Source organism: Paenibacillus polymyxa (assembly GCF_018614975.1).
Lineage (GTDB): Bacteria > Bacillota > Bacilli > Paenibacillales > Paenibacillaceae > Paenibacillus > Paenibacillus polymyxa_E.
In genome coordinates this window covers 1-17,821 of record NZ_JAGGNR010000043.1, presented here as the reverse complement: position 1 = coordinate 17,821, position 17,821 = coordinate 1, and the positions used below count along the sequence as shown (strand labels likewise).

General features: G+C 47.1%; 18 protein-coding genes. 10 read left to right on the top strand and 8 right to left on the bottom strand.

Features of this window, described 5'->3' with window-relative positions:
• Positions 1–7 precede the first annotated feature (7 nt).
• Together J7E78_RS25385 and J7E78_RS25380 are read right to left on the bottom strand one after the other, a co-directional pair.
• On the bottom strand, positions 8–598 hold the full coding sequence (locus J7E78_RS25385; protein ID WP_215079097.1) for a GNAT family N-acetyltransferase: 591 nt from the start codon (positions 596–598) through the stop codon (positions 8–10).
• 91 nt (positions 599–689) lie between these two features.
• On the bottom strand, positions 690–1,316 hold the full coding sequence (locus J7E78_RS25380) for a TetR/AcrR family transcriptional regulator (protein ID WP_215079095.1): 627 nt from the start codon (positions 1,314–1,316) through the stop codon (positions 690–692).
• Between the two features lie 178 nt (positions 1,317–1,494).
• Between J7E78_RS25380 and J7E78_RS25375 the strand changes: the two genes are divergently transcribed.
• Positions 1,495–3,726, top strand: coding sequence for an MMPL family transporter (locus J7E78_RS25375; RefSeq protein ID WP_215079093.1), 2,232 nt, complete (start codon positions 1,495–1,497; stop codon positions 3,724–3,726).
• A 268-nt stretch (positions 3,727–3,994) separates the two neighbouring features.
• On the top strand, positions 3,995–4,948 hold the full coding sequence (locus J7E78_RS25370) for a nucleoside hydrolase (RefSeq protein ID WP_017691781.1): 954 nt from the start codon (positions 3,995–3,997) through the stop codon (positions 4,946–4,948).
• 1 nt (position 4,949) lies between these two features.
• Here the strand turns inward: J7E78_RS25370 and J7E78_RS29550 are convergent, their stop codons facing one another.
• The 3 genes from J7E78_RS29550 to J7E78_RS25355 all read right to left on the bottom strand — a co-directional run bounded on the left by J7E78_RS29550 (position 4,950) and on the right by J7E78_RS25355 (position 7,585).
• Entirely contained in the window at positions 4,950–5,270 is a 321-nt protein-coding gene (locus J7E78_RS29550; protein ID WP_251035265.1) for a hypothetical protein, read from the bottom strand.
• A gap of 289 nt (positions 5,271–5,559) precedes the next feature.
• A complete protein-coding gene (locus tag J7E78_RS25360) occupies positions 5,560–6,291 on the bottom strand; it encodes a DUF3105 domain-containing protein (protein ID WP_215079091.1) in 732 nt (243 codons plus the stop codon).
• Positions 6,292–6,670: 379 nt separating this feature from the next.
• Positions 6,671–7,585 carry a hypothetical protein gene (locus J7E78_RS25355; RefSeq protein WP_215079089.1) on the bottom strand — a complete coding sequence of 305 codons (915 nt, stop codon included), beginning with the start codon at positions 7,583–7,585 and terminating at the stop codon, positions 6,671–6,673.
• A 366-nt stretch (positions 7,586–7,951) separates the two neighbouring features.
• Between J7E78_RS25355 and J7E78_RS25350 the strand changes: the two genes are divergently transcribed.
• The 7 genes from J7E78_RS25350 (at position 7,952) to J7E78_RS25320 (ending at position 15,527) form a co-directional block, all read left to right on the top strand.
• Positions 7,952–8,296, top strand: a complete 345-nt coding sequence (locus J7E78_RS25350) for a Na-translocating system protein MpsC family protein (protein ID WP_017691786.1) — start codon at positions 7,952–7,954, stop codon at positions 8,294–8,296.
• A 249-nt stretch (positions 8,297–8,545) separates the two neighbouring features.
• Positions 8,546–9,616, top strand: coding sequence for an ABC transporter substrate-binding protein (locus tag J7E78_RS25345; protein WP_215079138.1), 1,071 nt, complete (start codon positions 8,546–8,548; stop codon positions 9,614–9,616).
• 141 nt (positions 9,617–9,757) lie between these two features.
• Positions 9,758–10,696: a nucleoside hydrolase gene (locus J7E78_RS25340; RefSeq protein ID WP_215079087.1), complete on the top strand. Its 939-nt coding sequence runs from the start codon at positions 9,758–9,760 to the stop codon at positions 10,694–10,696.
• Positions 10,697–10,917: 221 nt separating this feature from the next.
• A complete protein-coding gene (locus J7E78_RS25335) occupies positions 10,918–11,739 on the top strand; it encodes an ABC transporter permease (RefSeq protein WP_036612869.1) in 822 nt (273 codons plus the stop codon).
• 4 nt (positions 11,740–11,743) lie between these two features.
• Positions 11,744–12,535 (top strand): ABC transporter permease, encoded by a 792-nt coding sequence (locus J7E78_RS25330; RefSeq protein WP_215079085.1) that lies wholly within the window; start codon positions 11,744–11,746, stop codon positions 12,533–12,535.
• A gap of 18 nt (positions 12,536–12,553) precedes the next feature.
• Positions 12,554–13,612, top strand: a complete 1,059-nt coding sequence (locus J7E78_RS25325) for an ABC transporter ATP-binding protein (RefSeq protein WP_215079083.1) — start codon at positions 12,554–12,556, stop codon at positions 13,610–13,612.
• 175 nt (positions 13,613–13,787) lie between these two features.
• Positions 13,788–15,527 carry an adenine deaminase C-terminal domain-containing protein gene (locus tag J7E78_RS25320; RefSeq protein WP_215079081.1) on the top strand — a complete coding sequence of 580 codons (1,740 nt, stop codon included), beginning with the start codon at positions 13,788–13,790 and terminating at the stop codon, positions 15,525–15,527.
• Between the two features lie 178 nt (positions 15,528–15,705).
• Here J7E78_RS25320 and J7E78_RS25315 read toward each other — a convergent pair whose 3' ends face one another.
• Positions 15,706–16,137, bottom strand: a complete 432-nt coding sequence (locus J7E78_RS25315; RefSeq protein ID WP_215079079.1) for an SMI1/KNR4 family protein — start codon at positions 16,135–16,137, stop codon at positions 15,706–15,708.
• Positions 16,138–16,290: 153 nt separating this feature from the next.
• Positions 16,291–16,554: a hypothetical protein gene (locus tag J7E78_RS25310; RefSeq protein WP_251035264.1), complete on the bottom strand. Its 264-nt coding sequence runs from the start codon at positions 16,552–16,554 to the stop codon at positions 16,291–16,293.
• A gap of 286 nt (positions 16,555–16,840) precedes the next feature.
• Between J7E78_RS25310 and J7E78_RS25305 the strand changes: the two genes are divergently transcribed.
• Positions 16,841–17,578, top strand: coding sequence for an HAD family hydrolase (locus tag J7E78_RS25305; protein ID WP_215079076.1), 738 nt, complete (start codon positions 16,841–16,843; stop codon positions 17,576–17,578).
• A 130-nt stretch (positions 17,579–17,708) separates the two neighbouring features.
• Here J7E78_RS25305 and J7E78_RS30120 read toward each other — a convergent pair whose 3' ends face one another.
• A complete protein-coding gene (locus J7E78_RS30120; RefSeq protein WP_215079136.1) occupies positions 17,709–17,804 on the bottom strand; it encodes an IS3 family transposase in 96 nt (31 codons plus the stop codon).
• Between the last annotated feature and the right edge of the window lie 17 nt (positions 17,805–17,821).

Genomic DNA, 17,821 nt, shown 5'->3' with positions numbered 1-17,821 from the left:
TGGAAACTCAATCATTCCCTGCCTGATCTTTCATATGACGTTGTCTGAACTCTTTCTCCAGCATGCTCATCTGAATCGCATCATGATATTGATGGTTGTAGAACAAAGCATCCCGCTTCACACCCTCGCGCTGGAAGCCGAGCTTCTCATACGTGCGAATGGCTCGCTCGTTGAAGGCGTACACCTCAAGCTCGATTCGATGCAGGTTACAGATGCCGAAGCCGTAGTCCAGCATAAGTAGCAACGCCTCACTACCATAACCTTTTCCTTGATGCGCCGCCTGATCAATGGCCACACGAATATGTGCACTGCGATTCTTGGCATGCATGTCCATCAGGACGACATCTCCGATGATCTGGTCATTTTCCTGTAAAGCAATCAGTAGCATCAATCTGGAGTCATCCTGTGCTGCATTCTCAACATAACGTTCAACCTGAGCACGTGTGAAACTGTTCTGTGTTCCCGTCAGCCTGCGCATCTCGGCGTCAAACAGGCCAGGGAAGTAAGCATCCACATCTGTAATCTCGAAAGGGCGCAGATATATGCGCGACGTTTCTAGCAGACGAGGGATACGTGGGAATGGTTTTGAATGTGACATGGTTGTTTCCTCCTAAAATGTGATGGGAATAAGGGGCCAACATTCCGTATATCATCTTGTGCTGCTCATAGACAAACGTATAGAAGGGGCTTTAGTTCCGCTTAACCGCGCCACCCAGAAATAGCGCCACAAGTTCCCGTGCAAGTTCCTCAATGCTGCCGCCATTCATGTTGCGCACATCTTCGCGGTTCGCGAGCATCAGCAGTGACGTAAACGCATGGGCAAGCAGCATGGGGTTCCCGACACGTAAATAACCATTGTCCATCTCCTGCTGGAAGTGGGTTGCAAGCACTTCGAAGAGCTGAACCTCAGCTTCTCGAATCTGGCTGAGTTGCTCCGTATTCAGATGCTTCTCGGCTTCTCGCATCATGGTCTCCGTCTCAATATGGGAGTGTTGCATCTTCGCTTGCGCAACCTTGATCAGCCGCTCTTGTAATGTGCCGGGTTCATCCAGGCGGAGTGAAGTCTGCTGCATGCTCATCGTCATTATGCGGGTAATGGCAACGGTGAACAGATCGGCTTTGCTGGTGAAGTGATAATAGATTGATGCTTTGGTTACATTGCATAATGAAGCAATCTGCTGGAGAGAGACGGGTTCATACCCGTATTCCATGAACAGACGTGACGCGGTCATCAATATGTTGGTTTGGACAGATGCTTGATCGACACCTGTTTTGGGTCTACCCGGTGAACGGGGAATGTTTGTTTTTTTGCTCATAGGTACATACCTCTTTACGTATTTAATTGCTTGTTAGACGTGTTCACAAAATTAGGCATTGCAAAATTAACCTTCCGGTATATATAATTAACTCGATTATACTATGACCCGTGGTTCATTACTACACCATCATATATATTAGGGCTTCATAGAAACATAATAGGGAGATGAAGAGACAATGCAGGAAGGTTCGGGTTACGGCCGCTGGGTTGCCGGCAAACGAAGCAAATGGATTACGCTGTTGGTATGGATCATTATCGCCGTTGTGCTTGGCATGGTATGGCCTGCTGTAGGTGATCGTGAAACCAACAACGCACAGGATCTGAGTGAATCTAAACCATCGGTTCAGGCAGCTGCACTTGCCGAGAAGGAATTCCCTGGCGGTGAAGGACTGCCCGCGCTGATCGTATGGCGTCAAGCCGGCGGTCTGACGGATGAGCAGATTCAGAACATTCAGGCATTAACGGAGCGACTGGATCAAGATCCGGTAGAACAACAACAGTCCGTTGTGCCACTCTATCAATTACCACCACAGGCATTGAAAGGCCAGCTTTCGGAAGATGGTAGCACCATGGTTATGCCACTGTTCTTCAATCAAGGTGCCGATGCAGAACAATTAAAGGAAGCTATTGAAGCGCTTGAGCAAAAAACACAAGACATCTTCGGGGCAAACCCGTTCGATGTAGCCATAGATGATACCAATACACTGATTGCCCGTGTAACAGGGCCAGTAGGGATATCCATTGATGCGAGCGGGCTATTCTCCTCCGCCGATGTATCCTTGCTGATCGCTACGGTTGTACTGGTATTAGTACTGCTGCTGTTGATCTATCGCTCGCCTGTACTGGCAATTATCCCGATCATTGCCGTTGGATTCGCGTATATGGTGACAAGCCCCATTCTGGGATTCATGGCGGATCAGGGCTGGATTACGGTGGACGCACAGTCGATCTCGATCATGACGGTATTGTTGTTTGGAGCAGGAACGGATTACTGTCTGTTCATGATCTCCAGATACCGCCAGATTCTCTATCATGAGCCTGACAAAAAGAAAGCCATTTTCCAGGCAATTACCGGGTCTTCCGGCGCTATTGCCATGAGTGGATTTACGGTCGTTGCAGCACTGCTCGTATTGTTGCTGGCTGAATATGGTGCATATCATCGCTTTGCCGTACCATTCAGTCTGTCCATCTTTATTATGTTTATTGCAAGTCTGACACTGGTTCCAGCGCTCCTGGCGATCTTCGGTCGGGGTTCATTCTATCCATTCGTACCGCGTACACATGAGATGGAAGTGGAACGTGCGAAGAAAAAGGGCAAACCGGCTCCGGCCCCGCGCAAAATCAAGGAAAGCTGGATTGGCCGTGTTGTAGTAACAAAGCCATGGACCGTTCTTGCAATTACATTGGTACTGCTGGGAGGACTGGCGGCATTCTCTACTCAGGTTAAATTCACGTATGATCTGTTGTCTTCCTTCCCCGAGGATGTGCCTTCCCGCGAAGGTTTCACGGTCATTGGCGAACAGTTCTCCCAAGGGGAGCTGGCTCCTGTCAAAGTGATCGTTGATGCCGAAGGCAAAGAAACTGATCTGAAGCAGCGGCTCGAATCGCTGGATTACATTAGCAAAGTAGGCGTTGCTCAGCAGGGTGCCGAGAATGCCAACATTACCGCCTTTGATGTGGAATTTAATCTGAATCCATATTCCATGGAGGCGATGCAGCATATTCCAGATCTGCGGGCTACAGCGGAACAGGCGCTTCAAGATGCTGGTGTAACTAATGTGGACAGTCAGGTCTGGATTGATGGTCAGACGGCTGAACAGTATGACATTGAAGTAACCGGAGAACGGGATGCCAAGATCATTATTCCCGTGGTCATCGGCATGATTACATTGTTATTACTATTATACCTGCGTTCAGTTGTAGCTACGGCGTATCTGATTGCAACGGTTGTTCTGTCGTATTTCTCTGCATTGGGTCTGGGTTGGATCATTATTCACTACGGACTTGGCGCAGATGCCATTCAGGGAGCGATTCCGCTGTACTCCTTCGTATTCCTCGTGGCACTGGGTGAGGACTATAACATCTTCATGATCTCTAGCATCTGGCAGAAACGCAAAACGATGCCGCTCCGTCAAGCGATCAAAGAAGGCGTTGGCGAGACAGGTTCCGTGATTACCTCTGCGGGTCTGATTCTGGCAGGAACATTTGCGGTACTTGCTACATTGCCAATTCAGGTGTTGGTGCAGTTTGGTATTATCACCGCCGTTGGTGTGATGTTGGATACCTTCCTGGTTCGTCCGTTCATGGTACCGGCGATCACCGCATTGCTGGGCAAATGGGCCTTCTGGCCAGGCAAGTATGTTCCGATTGCAGAGAAGAATGAGGAGAAACAGAACCAGTCCATGTAATGCATGGATTGGAGGAAATGGACGGCGGGGCTTCAATCCTGCTGTCCATTTCTTTATTTTCCGAACGATGATGACCTCTACCAGTTGTCCTCCTGAGATGGAATGGTGGAACTGTAAAATATCCGCAGGATGAGGCGTGATCCTTGTTTTCTTTGCATGGGGAAGGTTTACGTAACCAACGGTTATGGGACATAATAGAGAGAGCGTCGGCCTTGGGCAGACGATGATCAACATCAATGGGACAACCAGGGGAAGGATGAAAGCAAGCATGACGAACCAACTTAATGTGTATTTCAACCATGACGGCGGCGTGGATGACCTCGTATCGCTGTTCATGCTTCTGCAAATGGACAATGTACATGTAACCGGCGTATCGGTTATTCCGGCAGATGGATATCTGGAGCCAGCAACAGATGCCAGTCGTAAAATTATCGATCGTTTCGGTACATATTCCGTAGAGGTATCCAAATCCAACTCCAGAGGGAAAAATCCATTTCCTGCGGCGTGGAGACTGCATTCCTTCTATGTAGATGCACTTCCTGTACTGAACGAATCCGGCAAAATGGAAGCTCCACTCTCTGCCGTTCCGGCACACCAGCATCTAATCGAGAAAGTGCGCAATACCGAAGGCAAAACGTTGCTCCTGTTCACAGGTCCACTGACTGACCTTGCGCGTGCACTGGACGAAGCACCAGACATTGAAGAGAAAATCGACAAGCTGGTATGGATGGGCGGCACATTCGAGCGTGGTAACGTAGAAGAGCCTGAGCATGACGGCACAGCTGAATGGAACGTATTCTGGGACCCGGAAGCGGCTTATCGTGTGTGGCAGAGCGGCATCCAGATCGATCTGGTTGCACTGGAAAGCACCAACAAAGTACCTCTGACTCCAGCTGTTCGTAACCGCTGGGCAGCAGAGCGTCGCTTCGAAGGCGTTGATTTCCTGGGTAACTGTTACGCAGGTTGTCCGCCACTGGTGTACAGTGAGACAAATTCCACATACTATCTGTGGGATGTGCTGACAACGGCTTCCGTTGGACGCGAGGACATCGTGAAGAAGAAAACTGTCAACTGTATTGTCATCCCGGATGGTCCTAGCCAGGGCCGCACGGTGGAGCAAGCAGACGGACGTCCAGTACAACTGGTATATGATACCGATCCGGAAGCGTTCTTTACGTACATGACGGATTTGGGTAAAAAAGCTGCTCCGCAGCGCTACTAATTCAGGCAGCCTTAGGGCTTGCCATTCTTAAAGGTACAACAAAATTAAAGCCGCAGGCAGTGTCCGGAAATGGGGGGTAAACCCCATAATCCCGTCCCTGCCGTGCGGCTTTTTTGTTGTGGGCTGAACTATATAACAATCTAGCTGCCCCATCCACAACATAGAAATATGTATTTGTTCCATTTTCTTCGCGTGTACCAAGGGTATACAGATATTTGAGCCCATTGGCCTCGCGCAGTTGAGCCGATGAACGATACATGGTAATGCCAAGAACCGCACCCGCGGCCAGCATCAGACAGGAAAAAAATAAGAAGATCCGCATAAACAAACTGTTTATTGCTAAAAATGTTCCCCCTTGATCTGTTGAATCGATCGTCTCTTTGTCTCTTTACTTGGTGCTTGTCGTTCTTCTTTGGTTCGTATGTATTGTATATCAAATATACAGTTTTCTACTTGAAATATCGGCATCTGGTCCATAAAGAATTAGCCCCCGAGTCAATTTGATCCGGGAGCCAGTTTCGTTTCAATCCGATATTGACCATGCCCATTATTGGAAGAAACCTACTCCTTAAAGGGGCTTCATATGACTGAGTGAATGAGTGATTAAGTCATTACATTGTTCCGCCTCCCTGGCGAATGGAGGCAGGAATCTTTTCAGGTCCCTGATTAATATATTGATTGATAAAAGTACCTACTTTGGCATCGTCGAATTGGTCGAGCTTCATCGTTTTGGTCCATGCGGTCACCACGACTTCACTGCCTTCGGGAATATCCTTGTTGGGTACAGCGAGAATACCTGCTCCGGCTTCCCGGAATTTGGCTAGGTATTTCAGATGTTCCTTCGAATCCTCGCTTGCGTTCTCCCGATAATAGATGATGATATCCCCGTGCTCCAGATTGTGTACCAGGTAATTGTAGCCCGGGAAGTTGGTGTAAAATCCAAACTTGATATCATGCGGATTATGCGGCCCAGAAGTCGGAATCTTCATCTCATACTGAATAGGGTCCTCCGTATGGTCAGCCCCATAATATTTATCGTCAGTCACATCGATTGTCGCGTTGGATTCCAGATCAGCTACATTATATGTTTTACCTGCTCCTTGCATGAAGAACAGGCCAAACGTAATAATCGACACAGCCATCATTACATGTGCAGCCAGCCGAAGGGATCGACTTTTTTTCTGGGTGTCCGCCCGTTCTTTCTTTTTCATGTGGCCCAGGATTTTTCCCTGTGTGCGTGATGCCCAGATATAGGCGGCGATGGAGAACAGCAACACGATTGCACCTCCGATGAGCCACAGGTAGGATGTACCAGCCTCGTGCTCCATTTGTATATGATTCATATGAGTCATTTCCATAGAGAGTTCCTCTGCTTTCTTTGTAAAATGGAGTGATTAAAACACTACATAATGTAGTGTTGGCGGCAACGATAAATCCTCTCATCACGTAACAGGAGTTTCTGGATAGGTTTATTACGTAAATAAGAATATACCTGTTACACTACACATTATAGTGTATGAATCATGCTCAGTGCAATGCTGCCTTGGAAAACCAAAAAAAGACCTTTCCCGCGCGCCAGCAGGGAAAGCCATGCTTCGCCTTTATCGCTAGATTTTCACCTTTGTAAAAGTGAATTAATAAAATCTGGAGATAACAGCGATCGGAAGGTTATTCTGTCATCGAATTAACAAGTGTGAATAACTTTATTCCGACTGAACTATTTTACAGACGACCAAACGGCGAAAGCATGAGCCGGATCAGTCCAATAACAATCTCACCCAACAATCGATACAGAATAAAGAACACGACTGCATTGGCGATCAACACGCTGTACATGCTGTCGATGGCTGCTTTGGTGCGATTCAGTGGATATTGGAACAGCACCGAGTTCAGAGCAACAAAGATAATGATATACGAGACAGCGAGCAATGAGATCGCGATGGAATACGAGATAATAATAAACAGATTGGCCAGAACAAGGGATACGACAGCAGGAACAAGTAATGTACCAAACTGGGCAACCATAGTTTTGGGACGGAATGTAATTTTTTCAATCTTCAGAATAGCGTACATCAGTGCAATAGAGGCAATCAGGATAATGACGGTGAACAATAGCGGCCGGATAAATCCACTAATGAACAAGCCATCCATACCTATGCGACTAAAGGTAATTAAGAAGTATGTAGAAGATAGAATTGCAATCAGCGCCATCGTTAGCCATCCGTTTAGGGAATGCTGGTCGCCAACGGTTTTCATCGTCTGATAAGGACGGGCCAATACACTGAGGAAATAGGATAGATACTGTTTACTTACTTCTTTGGCTTGCTGAACTTTCTCATTCTGCACAATATTATTCCACTGATTGGAGCTATTGTCTCCTGCAGAAGCCTGGTCATTGGTGCCTGTTGATTCTCTAGCCTGTTCCTTGTGAATGGAGACGGATGGTGTGTTGGATGGAACGGATGCCTGGGAAGATGTAGCCTGCGTGCTGGACCAACGGGTATATTCGGGTTCGGAAGCAGCAGATTCAGGGTTTGGTACAGGAGTGGGTGAAGAGGTTGTTTGCGTTAGATTAGAGCCGCACCTCTCGCAAAAATGGGCATCTCCATTTTCATGATTACATACTGGACATTTCATGGGTTAAGCCTCCAATTTCTAGAAAATAAAAACATGTCAACATTGTGTCTCATTTTAACGGTTAATGACGAAGTTTGTCTATGTTTCGCAGGAATTAGTACCCATTTAGGGAAAGTTGAAACAAAGCCTGTGTATTAAACCGGAGTGCAGAAGCAACAATAGTATAGGAATGACATGCAGGCATATTAATGTAAATTAACTGTGGTTTAAGACGAATTGTTTAAGGCGGTTAATGTCTTATCGTTCGCTTTTATGTGTTATTCTCATGTTAACTATATCTTTTGGGTTGCCTATGATCGTATATTTATGTATAATCAATCGTGTTAACACGTCGAATGTACGGTAGTAAGAGATGTGGGTGAGTTCATGGAACTACTGGACAGCAATGAGAGCAAGAAGAAGATGTGCCAGTATTATAACGAAATCTCGAAGGAACTGTTCGGATTTGGCACCACTCTCCTGAGAGTGACCATTGACCAGAATATTGTGACCTTCTACGCCAAGCACCGACGTTCACCGCGCTCTGACGCCCTGGAAGGGGAGGCCCCCGGCTTAAAGCTGGAAGTGGACTTCCGCATGTCTGTCTTATATAAAAAGAAATTCCGGGAGAAGCTCGAGCAACACATGGGTTTGCCAATTGAAGCTATATTGCGGGATTATGATGCGTCCACTCAGTGGGCGATCACGAATGTGATTCTGGAACAGGCCTAGGATGGATCGGCAGGATTGATTCTTGTTGATGTATACGGAGGTTATGGCCCGGATTCATGATCAGGTTCCGTACAATTTCATATGATGGCGTCTGTCTTCGGATTGATTCTGAAGCAGAAACCGATGATGTACCGGCAGCGGGTGTCGCTTTCCTTTGTTTACGAAGAAAAGTGTTCTTGTTTATACAAGAGCACTTTTCTTTTTGTTTTTTCATACACATCACATATATTAGGAGGAATCAGGATCATGATGAAAAAGTGGATTAGCGGTTTGGCAGCAGTGGCAATGACATCGGTATTACTTGCAGGTTGTGGCAGCAGCACGGATGATGCGACAGGCGGATCAGGCAGTGGGGGGACCGCAGCGAACAAACTGGTGATCTCGACTTGGGGTTTCTCGGAAGATTTCTTCAATGAATCGGTATTTGGTCCTTTTGAAAAAGAACACAACGTAGACATCGTGCTCGAAGTTGGCAATAACGCTGAACGTCTGAATAAAATTCGTCAAGGTACATCCAATGTCGATGTTATCTACCTGTCTGATTATTATGCACAACAAGGTATCGATGAAGGTCTGTTTGAGAAAATCGACCGTTCCAAAATTCCAAATGTAAATGACATTTATGATATTGCCAAAGCACCACTTGGTGAAGATTATGGCCCGGCCTACACGGTTGGACAGCTCGGTATTGCTTATAACCCGGATCTCGTATCCAAAGAAGTGACTTCATGGGGTGACCTGTGGGACCCGGCGTTCGAAGGTAACCTGACCATTCCGAATATTACGGCAACAGCAGGCCCAATGGTTGTGGATGCAGCTTCCCGTGTAGCTGGAAACGATACGTTTAATGAAGATGCGGCATTTGCTGAACTGAAAAAACTGAGTGGCAATGTGGTGAAATTCTATAGCCAAACGTCCGAGTTCGTGAACATGTTCTCCCAAGAAGAGATTGCGGGCGGACCGATCATGGAAATGTATTTCAAAGATCTGAAAGCAGCCGTGCCTAATGCAAAGTTTGTTACACCTAGCGAAGGTGCATATGCCGTGATGAACACAATCAATGTCGTGAAGGGCAGCAAAAACAAAGAGCTGGCTGAAGAGTTCATCAACTGGCAGCTTAGCCAGGATGTACAAGCAAAATCTGCTAAAGCCAAAGTCGATTCCCCGGTTAATACCAAGGTTGAACTGACTGCTGAAGAAGCAGAAGGCGTAACATACGGCGCTGAAGTTGTTGAGAAGCTGAACAAGCTGGATATGGAATTCGTGAATCAACAGGTTAAAGGCTGGACAGATCGCTGGAACCGTGAGATTGCACAATAAACGTGACGCAAGCGATAGCGTAAGCACGTTATATAAGGAAGCATGAACAAAACAAGTTACAGATTAAAGCTTTTTTCGACAGATATGATCCAAAACATTTGCAGCAAGCAACCATATCACGGCAATAGGAGTTGAGAATGGATGAGTGAAGCGGGAAATCGTATCATTCTGGATGTCGATACAGGCATCGATGACGCGCTGGCGATTTTGCTGGCTGTCAAAAGCCGGAAGTTGAACATCCTCGGCATTACCACGGTCTGTGGGAACGTATCGCTCCAGCAGGCAACAGAGAATACATGCAAAATTCTCGAACTCGCGGGTGCACCAGCGATACCGGTCATTGCCGGAGCAGCTGGACCGCTCACTCGCAAGTCGCATTATGAACACCGGGTACATGGACAGGATGGATTGGGCGGTGCGCTGCCTGATCCGGCCGTGTCTAAGAAAGCCGAGGAAGGTTTTGCGCCAGACTTGATCGTGGAACAAGCCAAGTTATATCCGGGCGAACTGACATTAATCATGACCGCCCCCTTAACCAACTTGGCCCTCGCGCTGATGAAGTGTCCTGAATTGCCTTCTTTATTGAAGGAAGTCATCTTCATGGGTGGTGTGGTTCGCGGACATGGCAACATTACGCCAACAGCAGAGTACAACACGTACGCTGATCCAGAGGCCGCACGCATTGTACTGCATGCAGGCATCGAGAAGCTTACGCAAGTGGGACTGGATGTCACGCGTCAAACGCTGCTAAATGAAGCAACGATTGAGCGTCTCACTGATCCTGCACTGCGCGCGTACGTTGCTCAAAGCACGGAGATTTACATCAACCGTTACGAACAAATGAACGGCGTCCGCGCTTGCGCGTTGCATGATCCGCTAGCCGTGGGTGTAGCCCTTGCCCCTGAACTGGTAGGACGCAAATCATATTACGTCGATGTCGAAACCGCCAGCCGCCTGTGCGATGGCCAGATGGTATGTGACTTCCAAAACCGTTTGGGCGAACAGCCCAACACACTCGTCTGCGAAACCGTAGACGCGGAAAGCTTTCTTGAACTATTTATTAACGCGTTAAATGCGTAGCTATGATAGTTAAATTCATGTTTTACACAATAACGTAGTGACAGAAGAAAGCTGTAGAAGCGAAGCGTTCGCCTTTATCCCCGGATTTCACCTTTTCAATAAGAATCAAAAAAATCTGGGGATAACAGCGATCGAAAGATTCTTCTGGCACGGAGTGAGCTAGTGTAAAGTTGTGCTTTTAACGTGTGAATACAACCATTTTACAAGTCAGGAGTATCGCGATGAAAAAATCAGTAATCTACTGGCTATTGCTGCCGGGATTCGTGTTTTTGGCGGCATTTATGATCATTCCGATTGTCCTGACGATCGGGTCGACGTTTTTCCAAGAAAACTCCTTCACGTTTGAAGGATACATGCATTTTTTCAGAGACCCATACTTTTTGAAAATATTGCTTACGACGCTGCAAGTCAGCGTGGTCACCACCATCGTCTGTGTGGTGCTCGGATTCCCGACAGCTTATTATATTTCGCAGAAAGCGCCGCGCCGCAAAGGCATTTTGCTGGCACTGGCGATCTTCCCGTTGCTGACAAGCCCGGTCGTGCGTTCGTTTAGCTGGATGATCATTCTTGGACGCAAAGGGCTGATCAATAATACCCTTGTTGGCCTGGGCATCGTGGACAAGCCGCTGGATATTCTGTACACGCCGGCAGCCATGATGATTGGTCTGACGCATCTGTTCCTGCCACTGATGATTATCTCTCTGGTGGGCGTGCTGGAGAACATTGACGGTGACCTGCTCAAAGCAGCACAAAGTCTGGGTGCATCGCGCATTACGGCATTCCGCCGGGTCGTGTTCCCACTGGCTGTGCCAGGACTTGTGATCGGAGCCGTGCTTGTTTTTGTCGGAAGCCTGACGGCGTATACCACACCTGCCCTCCTTGGAGGCAAGCAGCGCGTGATTGCTACGTTCCTGTATCAGAACGCCATGACCCTCAACGACTGGTATCTGGCCTCGGTTGTTGCCGCGATTATGATTGTAATTACATTTGTCGTGGTGGGTGTCATGAACAAAATGGCCAAAACTTTAAATCCGAAGGGGTAGACATATGCGGGAGAAACATATCGGGCTGGGCCTGTTCAGTCTGCTGGTCTTTATCTTTCTGCTGGGCCCGCTTCTGATCATATCGGTCACTTCGTTTGAACCGGGAACGGTACTCAAATTTCCGCCGGAAGGGTTCTCCTTCCGCTGGTATGAGAATATTTTCAACACAGGCGGTTTCCTCCGCACATTCCAGACGTCCATCATCATTTCCTTGCTGGGAAACCTGTTGGCGCTGGTGCTCGGAGTTCCGGCTGCGTATGCACTCAGTCGTTACGATTTCAAAGGCAAATCTGTGCTGAACGCACTGTTCCTGTCCCCGGTACTGATCCCGGGAATCGTGCTTGGTTTTACATTGATGAAATACCTGATCGTAATCTACCATCTGCCGATGTATGTTGGACTGTTGATTGGTCATACGATTATCATGCTTCCATTTATCATTCGGGTTATCGCGTCGAGTCTGTCGAGCTTTGACTTTGCAGTGGAAGAAGCTGCGCTGAGTCTTGGTGCGGGACGGGTAAGAACGTTCTTCACGATTGTGCTACCTAACATCCGCTCAGGAATTATCGCTGCCGTGCTGATTGCCTTCTTGGAGTCCTTCAACAACGTGGACATCTCGGTGTTCATGACCGGTCCAGGGGTAAGCACATTACCGATTCAAATGCTGACGTATGTGGAGAATTATTTTGACCCAACGATTGCAGCGATTTCTGTGCTATTGATGGTACTGACTGGACTCTTAATGTTCGTGATCGAACGGATCATGGGCGGATTTTCATACTTTACTAAACGTTAATTGGAGGCGCAGAACGCTATGGCATTGCTGACATTAGACCACGTATCCGTGGCATACGATAAGCAGACAATCCTGAAGGATTTTCAGTTGGAGCTGGAAAAAGGTAAACTGCTCTCCCTGCTCGGACCGAGCGGTTGCGGCAAAACAACTACGCTGCGCCTCATCGCCGGATTTCTGGAAGCATCACAGGGCAAGTTTATGTTCGGCGGCAAGGATTATACGAAGGTTCCGGCAAACAAGCGGAACTTCGGATTTGTATTTCAGAGTTATGCATTATTCCCGCATCTGTCTGTCTATGACAACGTGGCCTTTGGCCTGCGGATGCGCAAGGTGAAAGACAAGGATATCTCTTCCCGTGTGATGCGAATCCTGGAAGTCGTTAACCTGAATGGATTTGAGAAACGTTTTCCACAAGAACTGTCCGGTGGACAGCGTCAGCGTGTAGCCATTGCTCGTGCATTGGTCATTGAACCTGACCTGCTCTTGTTCGACGAACCGCTCAGTAACCTGGATGCCAACCTGCGCCTCAACATGCGGGTGGAGATTCGCCGCATTCAGCAAGAGCTGGGTATTACAACGCTGTATGTCTCTCACGACCAGGAAGAGTGTTTCTCGATCTCGGATCAGGTAGCGATTATGAACAAAGGCGTGGTTGAGCAGCTCGACCGCCCGGAAACCATTTTCAAATATCCCGCAACGGAATTTGTCGCACGGTTTATCGGGTTCCATAATTTCATTGAATTCGCAGAGCGTAGCGATGCAGATGAATTGATTACACTGAGCGCAGGTGGACGAACATTTACTGCAACAGCACATCCCGGAACAGCCCGTCCCGGTGCCCGCAAAGGCGCAATTCGCCCGGATGATCTGATCGTTAGTGGAGATACCTCTGCGGATGTCGTGAACGCCTTGCCGGGGATGATCAAAGTCAGCACGTATCTGGGACGCAGTTATCAGTATGTAATCGAGACGGAACTGGGTGACTTTACAGCCAATCAGGAGATGGAAACACCGTACCTTAGCGGGCAGCGTGTTAGTCTGATCTTCCCGCAGGACAAGCTTGTACTGGTGGAGTAGCCGAGAATTTAGAGAATAGCTTGAAGAAATAAGATCAGTAAAGAAGGCAATTCATACGATGATTCCGGACGAGGGTAATGGTGCGCAGTCATGTGCAGTATAGCAGATTAAAGTGCAGGTTTATTGTCCGGTTCGCATCGCGGTGAAATGTTTGTGAAGAAGGAGATTATGCCCCATGCGTGCAGATCAACTGATTGTGAATGTACATGTGTATAACAGTTATTATAAACGGTTTGAAATGAATAACGTTGCTGTGTTGGACGGCAGATTCCTATATGTTGGACCCGGCGGACTGCAGATGATTCAGGCAGACGAAGTTATTGATGCGCGGGGAAGATACATGATTCCTGGCTTGATCGATATCCATCTGCATATCGAAAGCACGATGGTGACACCGGAAACCTTTTCCCATGGTCTGATTGGCTGCGGGGTAACGTCCATTGTCGCAGAACCGCATGAGATGGCGAATGTATTCGGGCTGGAGGGTGTGCAGGAGATGATGGCTGCGAGTCGGGAGACGACGGTGGACATGTTCTATGCGATCCCAAGTTCCGTTCCGGCAACTCCGATGGAGACAACAGGTGGTTCGATTGAGATCGAAGATATGGACGTGCTGCTTGCCACTGGCGAGATTATCTGTCTGGGCGAGATCATGAACTATGTCGATGTCATCCGTGATCCGGAGTGCAAGACCAACCAGATTTTACAGCATATCCGCAATAACTATCCCGAACTCGTGATCGAAGGACATACACCGAAACTGCTTGGACTTGATCTGCATCGACTGATCTACGCAGGTATCGATTCCGATCATACCCATCAGAGCATTGAGGGATTACAGGCGCGGATTGCAGCAGGTATGTTTATTGAAATTCAGGAGAAATCGATGACCCCGGAAGTCATGGAGTACCTGATTCAACATGATGTGGCGCAGCATTTCTGCTTTGTTACGGATGATGTGATGCCGGATTCACTGGTGGAGCGTGGTCATCTGGATCATATCGTACGCAAGGCAATTCAGATGGGGATGCGTCCGGAAGACGCGATCTATGCAGCAACATCTATACCTGCTTCCCGGATGAAAATGACCGATCGTGGCAGCATTGCACCAGGCAAAGTGGCCGATTATGTGTTGGTATCCAACTTGGATGATCTCTCTATTGATCAGGTGTACAAAAATGGCCGCAAAGCTTATGACGATTACGAACCGTATAAGCAGGAACGGATAACCGGGCAGTTCCCACCTCACTTCTATAAGAGCGTACAGTTGGAGAAGCTGGGCGTAACAGATTTTGCAATTCAGTTGTCAGATCCAAAAGTCAGTGGATCAGGGGTTGATCTCGCTAATGAAGGTGAGTACCAATGCCGTGTCATGATGGTGAAGGATGGTTCTACTTTTGTGGAAGAATATATTGCACCGATTCAGTCTGCGGATGGCGAATTGTTATGGGAAGAAAGCGGATATGCGCAAATCGCTACCTTTGAACGTTATGGTGTGAATGGCAATCGTGCACATGGTCTGATCGGTGGAGACACCATCAAACGCGGCGCCATTGCAACGACATATTCGCATGATAATCACAACCTGCTGGTTGTAGGACGTAATCGTGAAGATATGATACTGGCAGCTAACAACGTGATTTCGAGCCAGGGTGGATTCTGTGTGGTGGAAGACGGCAAGGTGCTGTCCCATCTGGAACTTCCCGTAGGTGGCATTTTGACGGAAGAACCACTTGCAGTGGTGTCCCATCAAGTGAAGGAACTGAGAGCAGCGATGTTGTCTCTTGGGTATGTGCATTACAACCCGATCATGTCGATCAGCACCCATTCCCTTGCGGTAAGTCCGGCACTGAAGATCACAGACCATGGTCTGATTGATGTGAATGCAGGTAAGGTTGTAACGTTAGTAATCTAATTAGAATACACACATTCTGTGATGTACCTCCAATTAGATTGTGTGATAGTGGAGTATATCTACTATAAGAAGTCTTTTACCCCGTTTCGCCATGATAAGTGGTGTGACGGGGTATTGTTTTCTAAGCAAGGATTGAAATAATGTTTCTGTATGCTTAATCTTGCAAGAAAAACATGAGCTAGATTAAGATTTTCCCTTGTAATGACCACTCCACATATTTGGACACCGACGGTGCAAGCCACTTTCGGCTATCATTCTCATGATTCCACACAAATACGTCGTTTCTGCAGATTCCTTCTCCTGTCACTGGAAACGCGAATAAATCACCAATACCACTTTCCCCGAAGAAAATCAGGTTATCAAATGGCATATAATATTCTTGAAAGTGGTCATCCCGATAGTGTCTGTTTTCATTCTTGATTTGGTCTGCTGACCAGATTAGTCCTAAATCATAAATGGCTCTTACCCCATTAGTTTCCAGTAGTATTTCCTTTAGTTCTTGAGGCAGAGTGACATGAAACAAGCTCTCAATCTTTGCAATTTCATCTCCAGATGCAGGGGGACTGAACGTATACTCTTTTGAAATCCCCTGAAGGTGCTCTCTCCACATGATCAAAAGTCCTCCTCACTATATTTTATATGAATTCATTTTTGCTAAATGATAGGTATTCTATTGAAAAAACAGTCCTCCACAATCGTGTCCTACTATTCATCTTAAATAGCAGGACACGATGATGTAAGGACTAATCTTTCTATCTTTGATTTACCAGGTAAGCCGACCGCTTGTACGTTTATAGTTGTAAAGAAGATCATATTGCTCATAGTACATGAGACGCTTCATTTTGGTTCTATACAGACGATAATCCTGTTTACGAGCGGGTTTACATTCTTTGTTGTAATGCGTGCTCTTGATTCCTTTACGGTGATCTTTCAGCTTTTCATTTCTTGGATCAATGAACTTCTTACTGTTTTTCAGTTCAAGCAATTGTTCATTTTCCCAGATTGGAATCTCTTCGTGTGTAAACATCTTCATCCCCGTTGTGCCGGGTTAGATTTTGGCTTCGAGAGCCATGGCCTTAGACACAACTAATAGAAGAAGACTTTTGGATTGAACATAAGCATCACCTCTGATGTTATTCATCCTAATTTTAACATAATTACAATGTGTCTTCCCGATGTCTTAATCTGATTTGGGTCCTAATCGTCCCATTGAAGATACACAGCCAGAAATCCTCCTTTGGACGGGACAATTAAATACATATATAGTAACAAGAGAATGTTTGGATGCAAAAGCAGGAGGATAGACAACCATTATGGATAAAATATATGATGCTAAAACTATATTTTTCGACGTAGATGATACCTTATATGATCACTTACAGCCACTTCGTGGCGCGTTGCAGGACGTTCTCGGCCTGCCGGATGATTTCCCTTATGCTCAGGCCTATCATCGTTTTCGTTATTATAGTGACTGGCTGTCTGCACAAGAAGATCTGTCTGCTGTACCGGAGCCAGATGCGGTGGAGCGAATGCGCCGTCGTAGGTTTGAGTTGACGATGGAGGAGTTTGGACTCCCCTTACAGTTTGGACAGGCTGAAGAACTGCAAGCTCAGTATCTGAGCAGACAGTTCGAGATTGTGCCTTTTGAAGGAGCATATGATCTGATTAGAAGGCTTCAGGCAGAAGGCCATACCGTTGGTCTAATCACCAATGGAGAAGGAGAGCATCAGCGGCGCAAGCTTGAAGCACTGGATGTGCTCAGTCTCGTGGACGAGCATCTGATCTTCATTTCCGGTACGACTGGTTATGCCAAGCCGGATCGCAGACTGTTCGAATATGTGAGTAAGCAGACAGGGACAGATGCTCGTTCAAGCTATTACATTGGAGACTCGTGGCGTAATGATGTGATAGGTGCAGTGGTTGCAGGCTGGACAGTTATCTGGTTTAATCATCGAGAGGCATCGCCGGAGTCCGATCATCAGCCCCATTTTGTAGCATCGAGCTATGAAGAGATCAGTCGTATTCTGACATTTGAGTTTGTTCAAGCTTAAGGAGATTTATGTTTAAAGGAGCAGTCTTGTTCCCGTCTGAACCGCTCCCTGTAAAGTAGACAGTTAAAAAAACAAAAATTAGTTCATTGAGATACCTTAGCCCGGATGACGTGCTAAGGTATCTTTCTTGTTATACAGCTCTTCGGTATTCGTTCGGAGACAAGCCGCCCAAACACTCCGTGTAACGGTAGTTGTTGTAGTAGCGCATATAATGACGGACTGCGATTTACCTATCTTCATAAG

Coding starts and splice junctions, on each gene's coding strand:
- J7E78_RS25385 (WP_215079097.1), bottom strand. CDS start 598: ATGTCACATTCAAAACCATTCCCACGTATCCCTCGTCTGCTAGAAACG.
- J7E78_RS25380 (WP_215079095.1), bottom strand. CDS start 1,316: ATGAGCAAAAAAACAAACATTCCCCGTTCACCGGGTAGACCCAAAACA.
- J7E78_RS25375 (WP_215079093.1), top strand. CDS start 1,495: ATGCAGGAAGGTTCGGGTTACGGCCGCTGGGTTGCCGGCAAACGAAGC.
- J7E78_RS25370 (WP_017691781.1), top strand. CDS start 3,995: ATGACGAACCAACTTAATGTGTATTTCAACCATGACGGCGGCGTGGAT.
- J7E78_RS29550 (WP_251035265.1), bottom strand. CDS start 5,270: ATGCGGATCTTCTTATTTTTTTCCTGTCTGATGCTGGCCGCGGGTGCG.
- J7E78_RS25360 (WP_215079091.1), bottom strand. CDS start 6,291: ATGAATCATATACAAATGGAGCACGAGGCTGGTACATCCTACCTGTGG.
- J7E78_RS25355 (WP_215079089.1), bottom strand. CDS start 7,585: ATGAAATGTCCAGTATGTAATCATGAAAATGGAGATGCCCATTTTTGC.
- J7E78_RS25350 (WP_017691786.1), top strand. CDS start 7,952: ATGGAACTACTGGACAGCAATGAGAGCAAGAAGAAGATGTGCCAGTAT.
- J7E78_RS25345 (WP_215079138.1), top strand. CDS start 8,546: ATGAAAAAGTGGATTAGCGGTTTGGCAGCAGTGGCAATGACATCGGTA.
- J7E78_RS25340 (WP_215079087.1), top strand. CDS start 9,758: ATGAGTGAAGCGGGAAATCGTATCATTCTGGATGTCGATACAGGCATC.
- J7E78_RS25335 (WP_036612869.1), top strand. CDS start 10,918: ATGAAAAAATCAGTAATCTACTGGCTATTGCTGCCGGGATTCGTGTTT.
- J7E78_RS25330 (WP_215079085.1), top strand. CDS start 11,744: ATGCGGGAGAAACATATCGGGCTGGGCCTGTTCAGTCTGCTGGTCTTT.
- J7E78_RS25325 (WP_215079083.1), top strand. CDS start 12,554: ATGGCATTGCTGACATTAGACCACGTATCCGTGGCATACGATAAGCAG.
- J7E78_RS25320 (WP_215079081.1), top strand. CDS start 13,788: ATGCGTGCAGATCAACTGATTGTGAATGTACATGTGTATAACAGTTAT.
- J7E78_RS25315 (WP_215079079.1), bottom strand. CDS start 16,137: ATGTGGAGAGAGCACCTTCAGGGGATTTCAAAAGAGTATACGTTCAGT.
- J7E78_RS25310 (WP_251035264.1), bottom strand. CDS start 16,554: ATGTTTACACACGAAGAGATTCCAATCTGGGAAAATGAACAATTGCTT.
- J7E78_RS25305 (WP_215079076.1), top strand. CDS start 16,841: ATGGATAAAATATATGATGCTAAAACTATATTTTTCGACGTAGATGAT.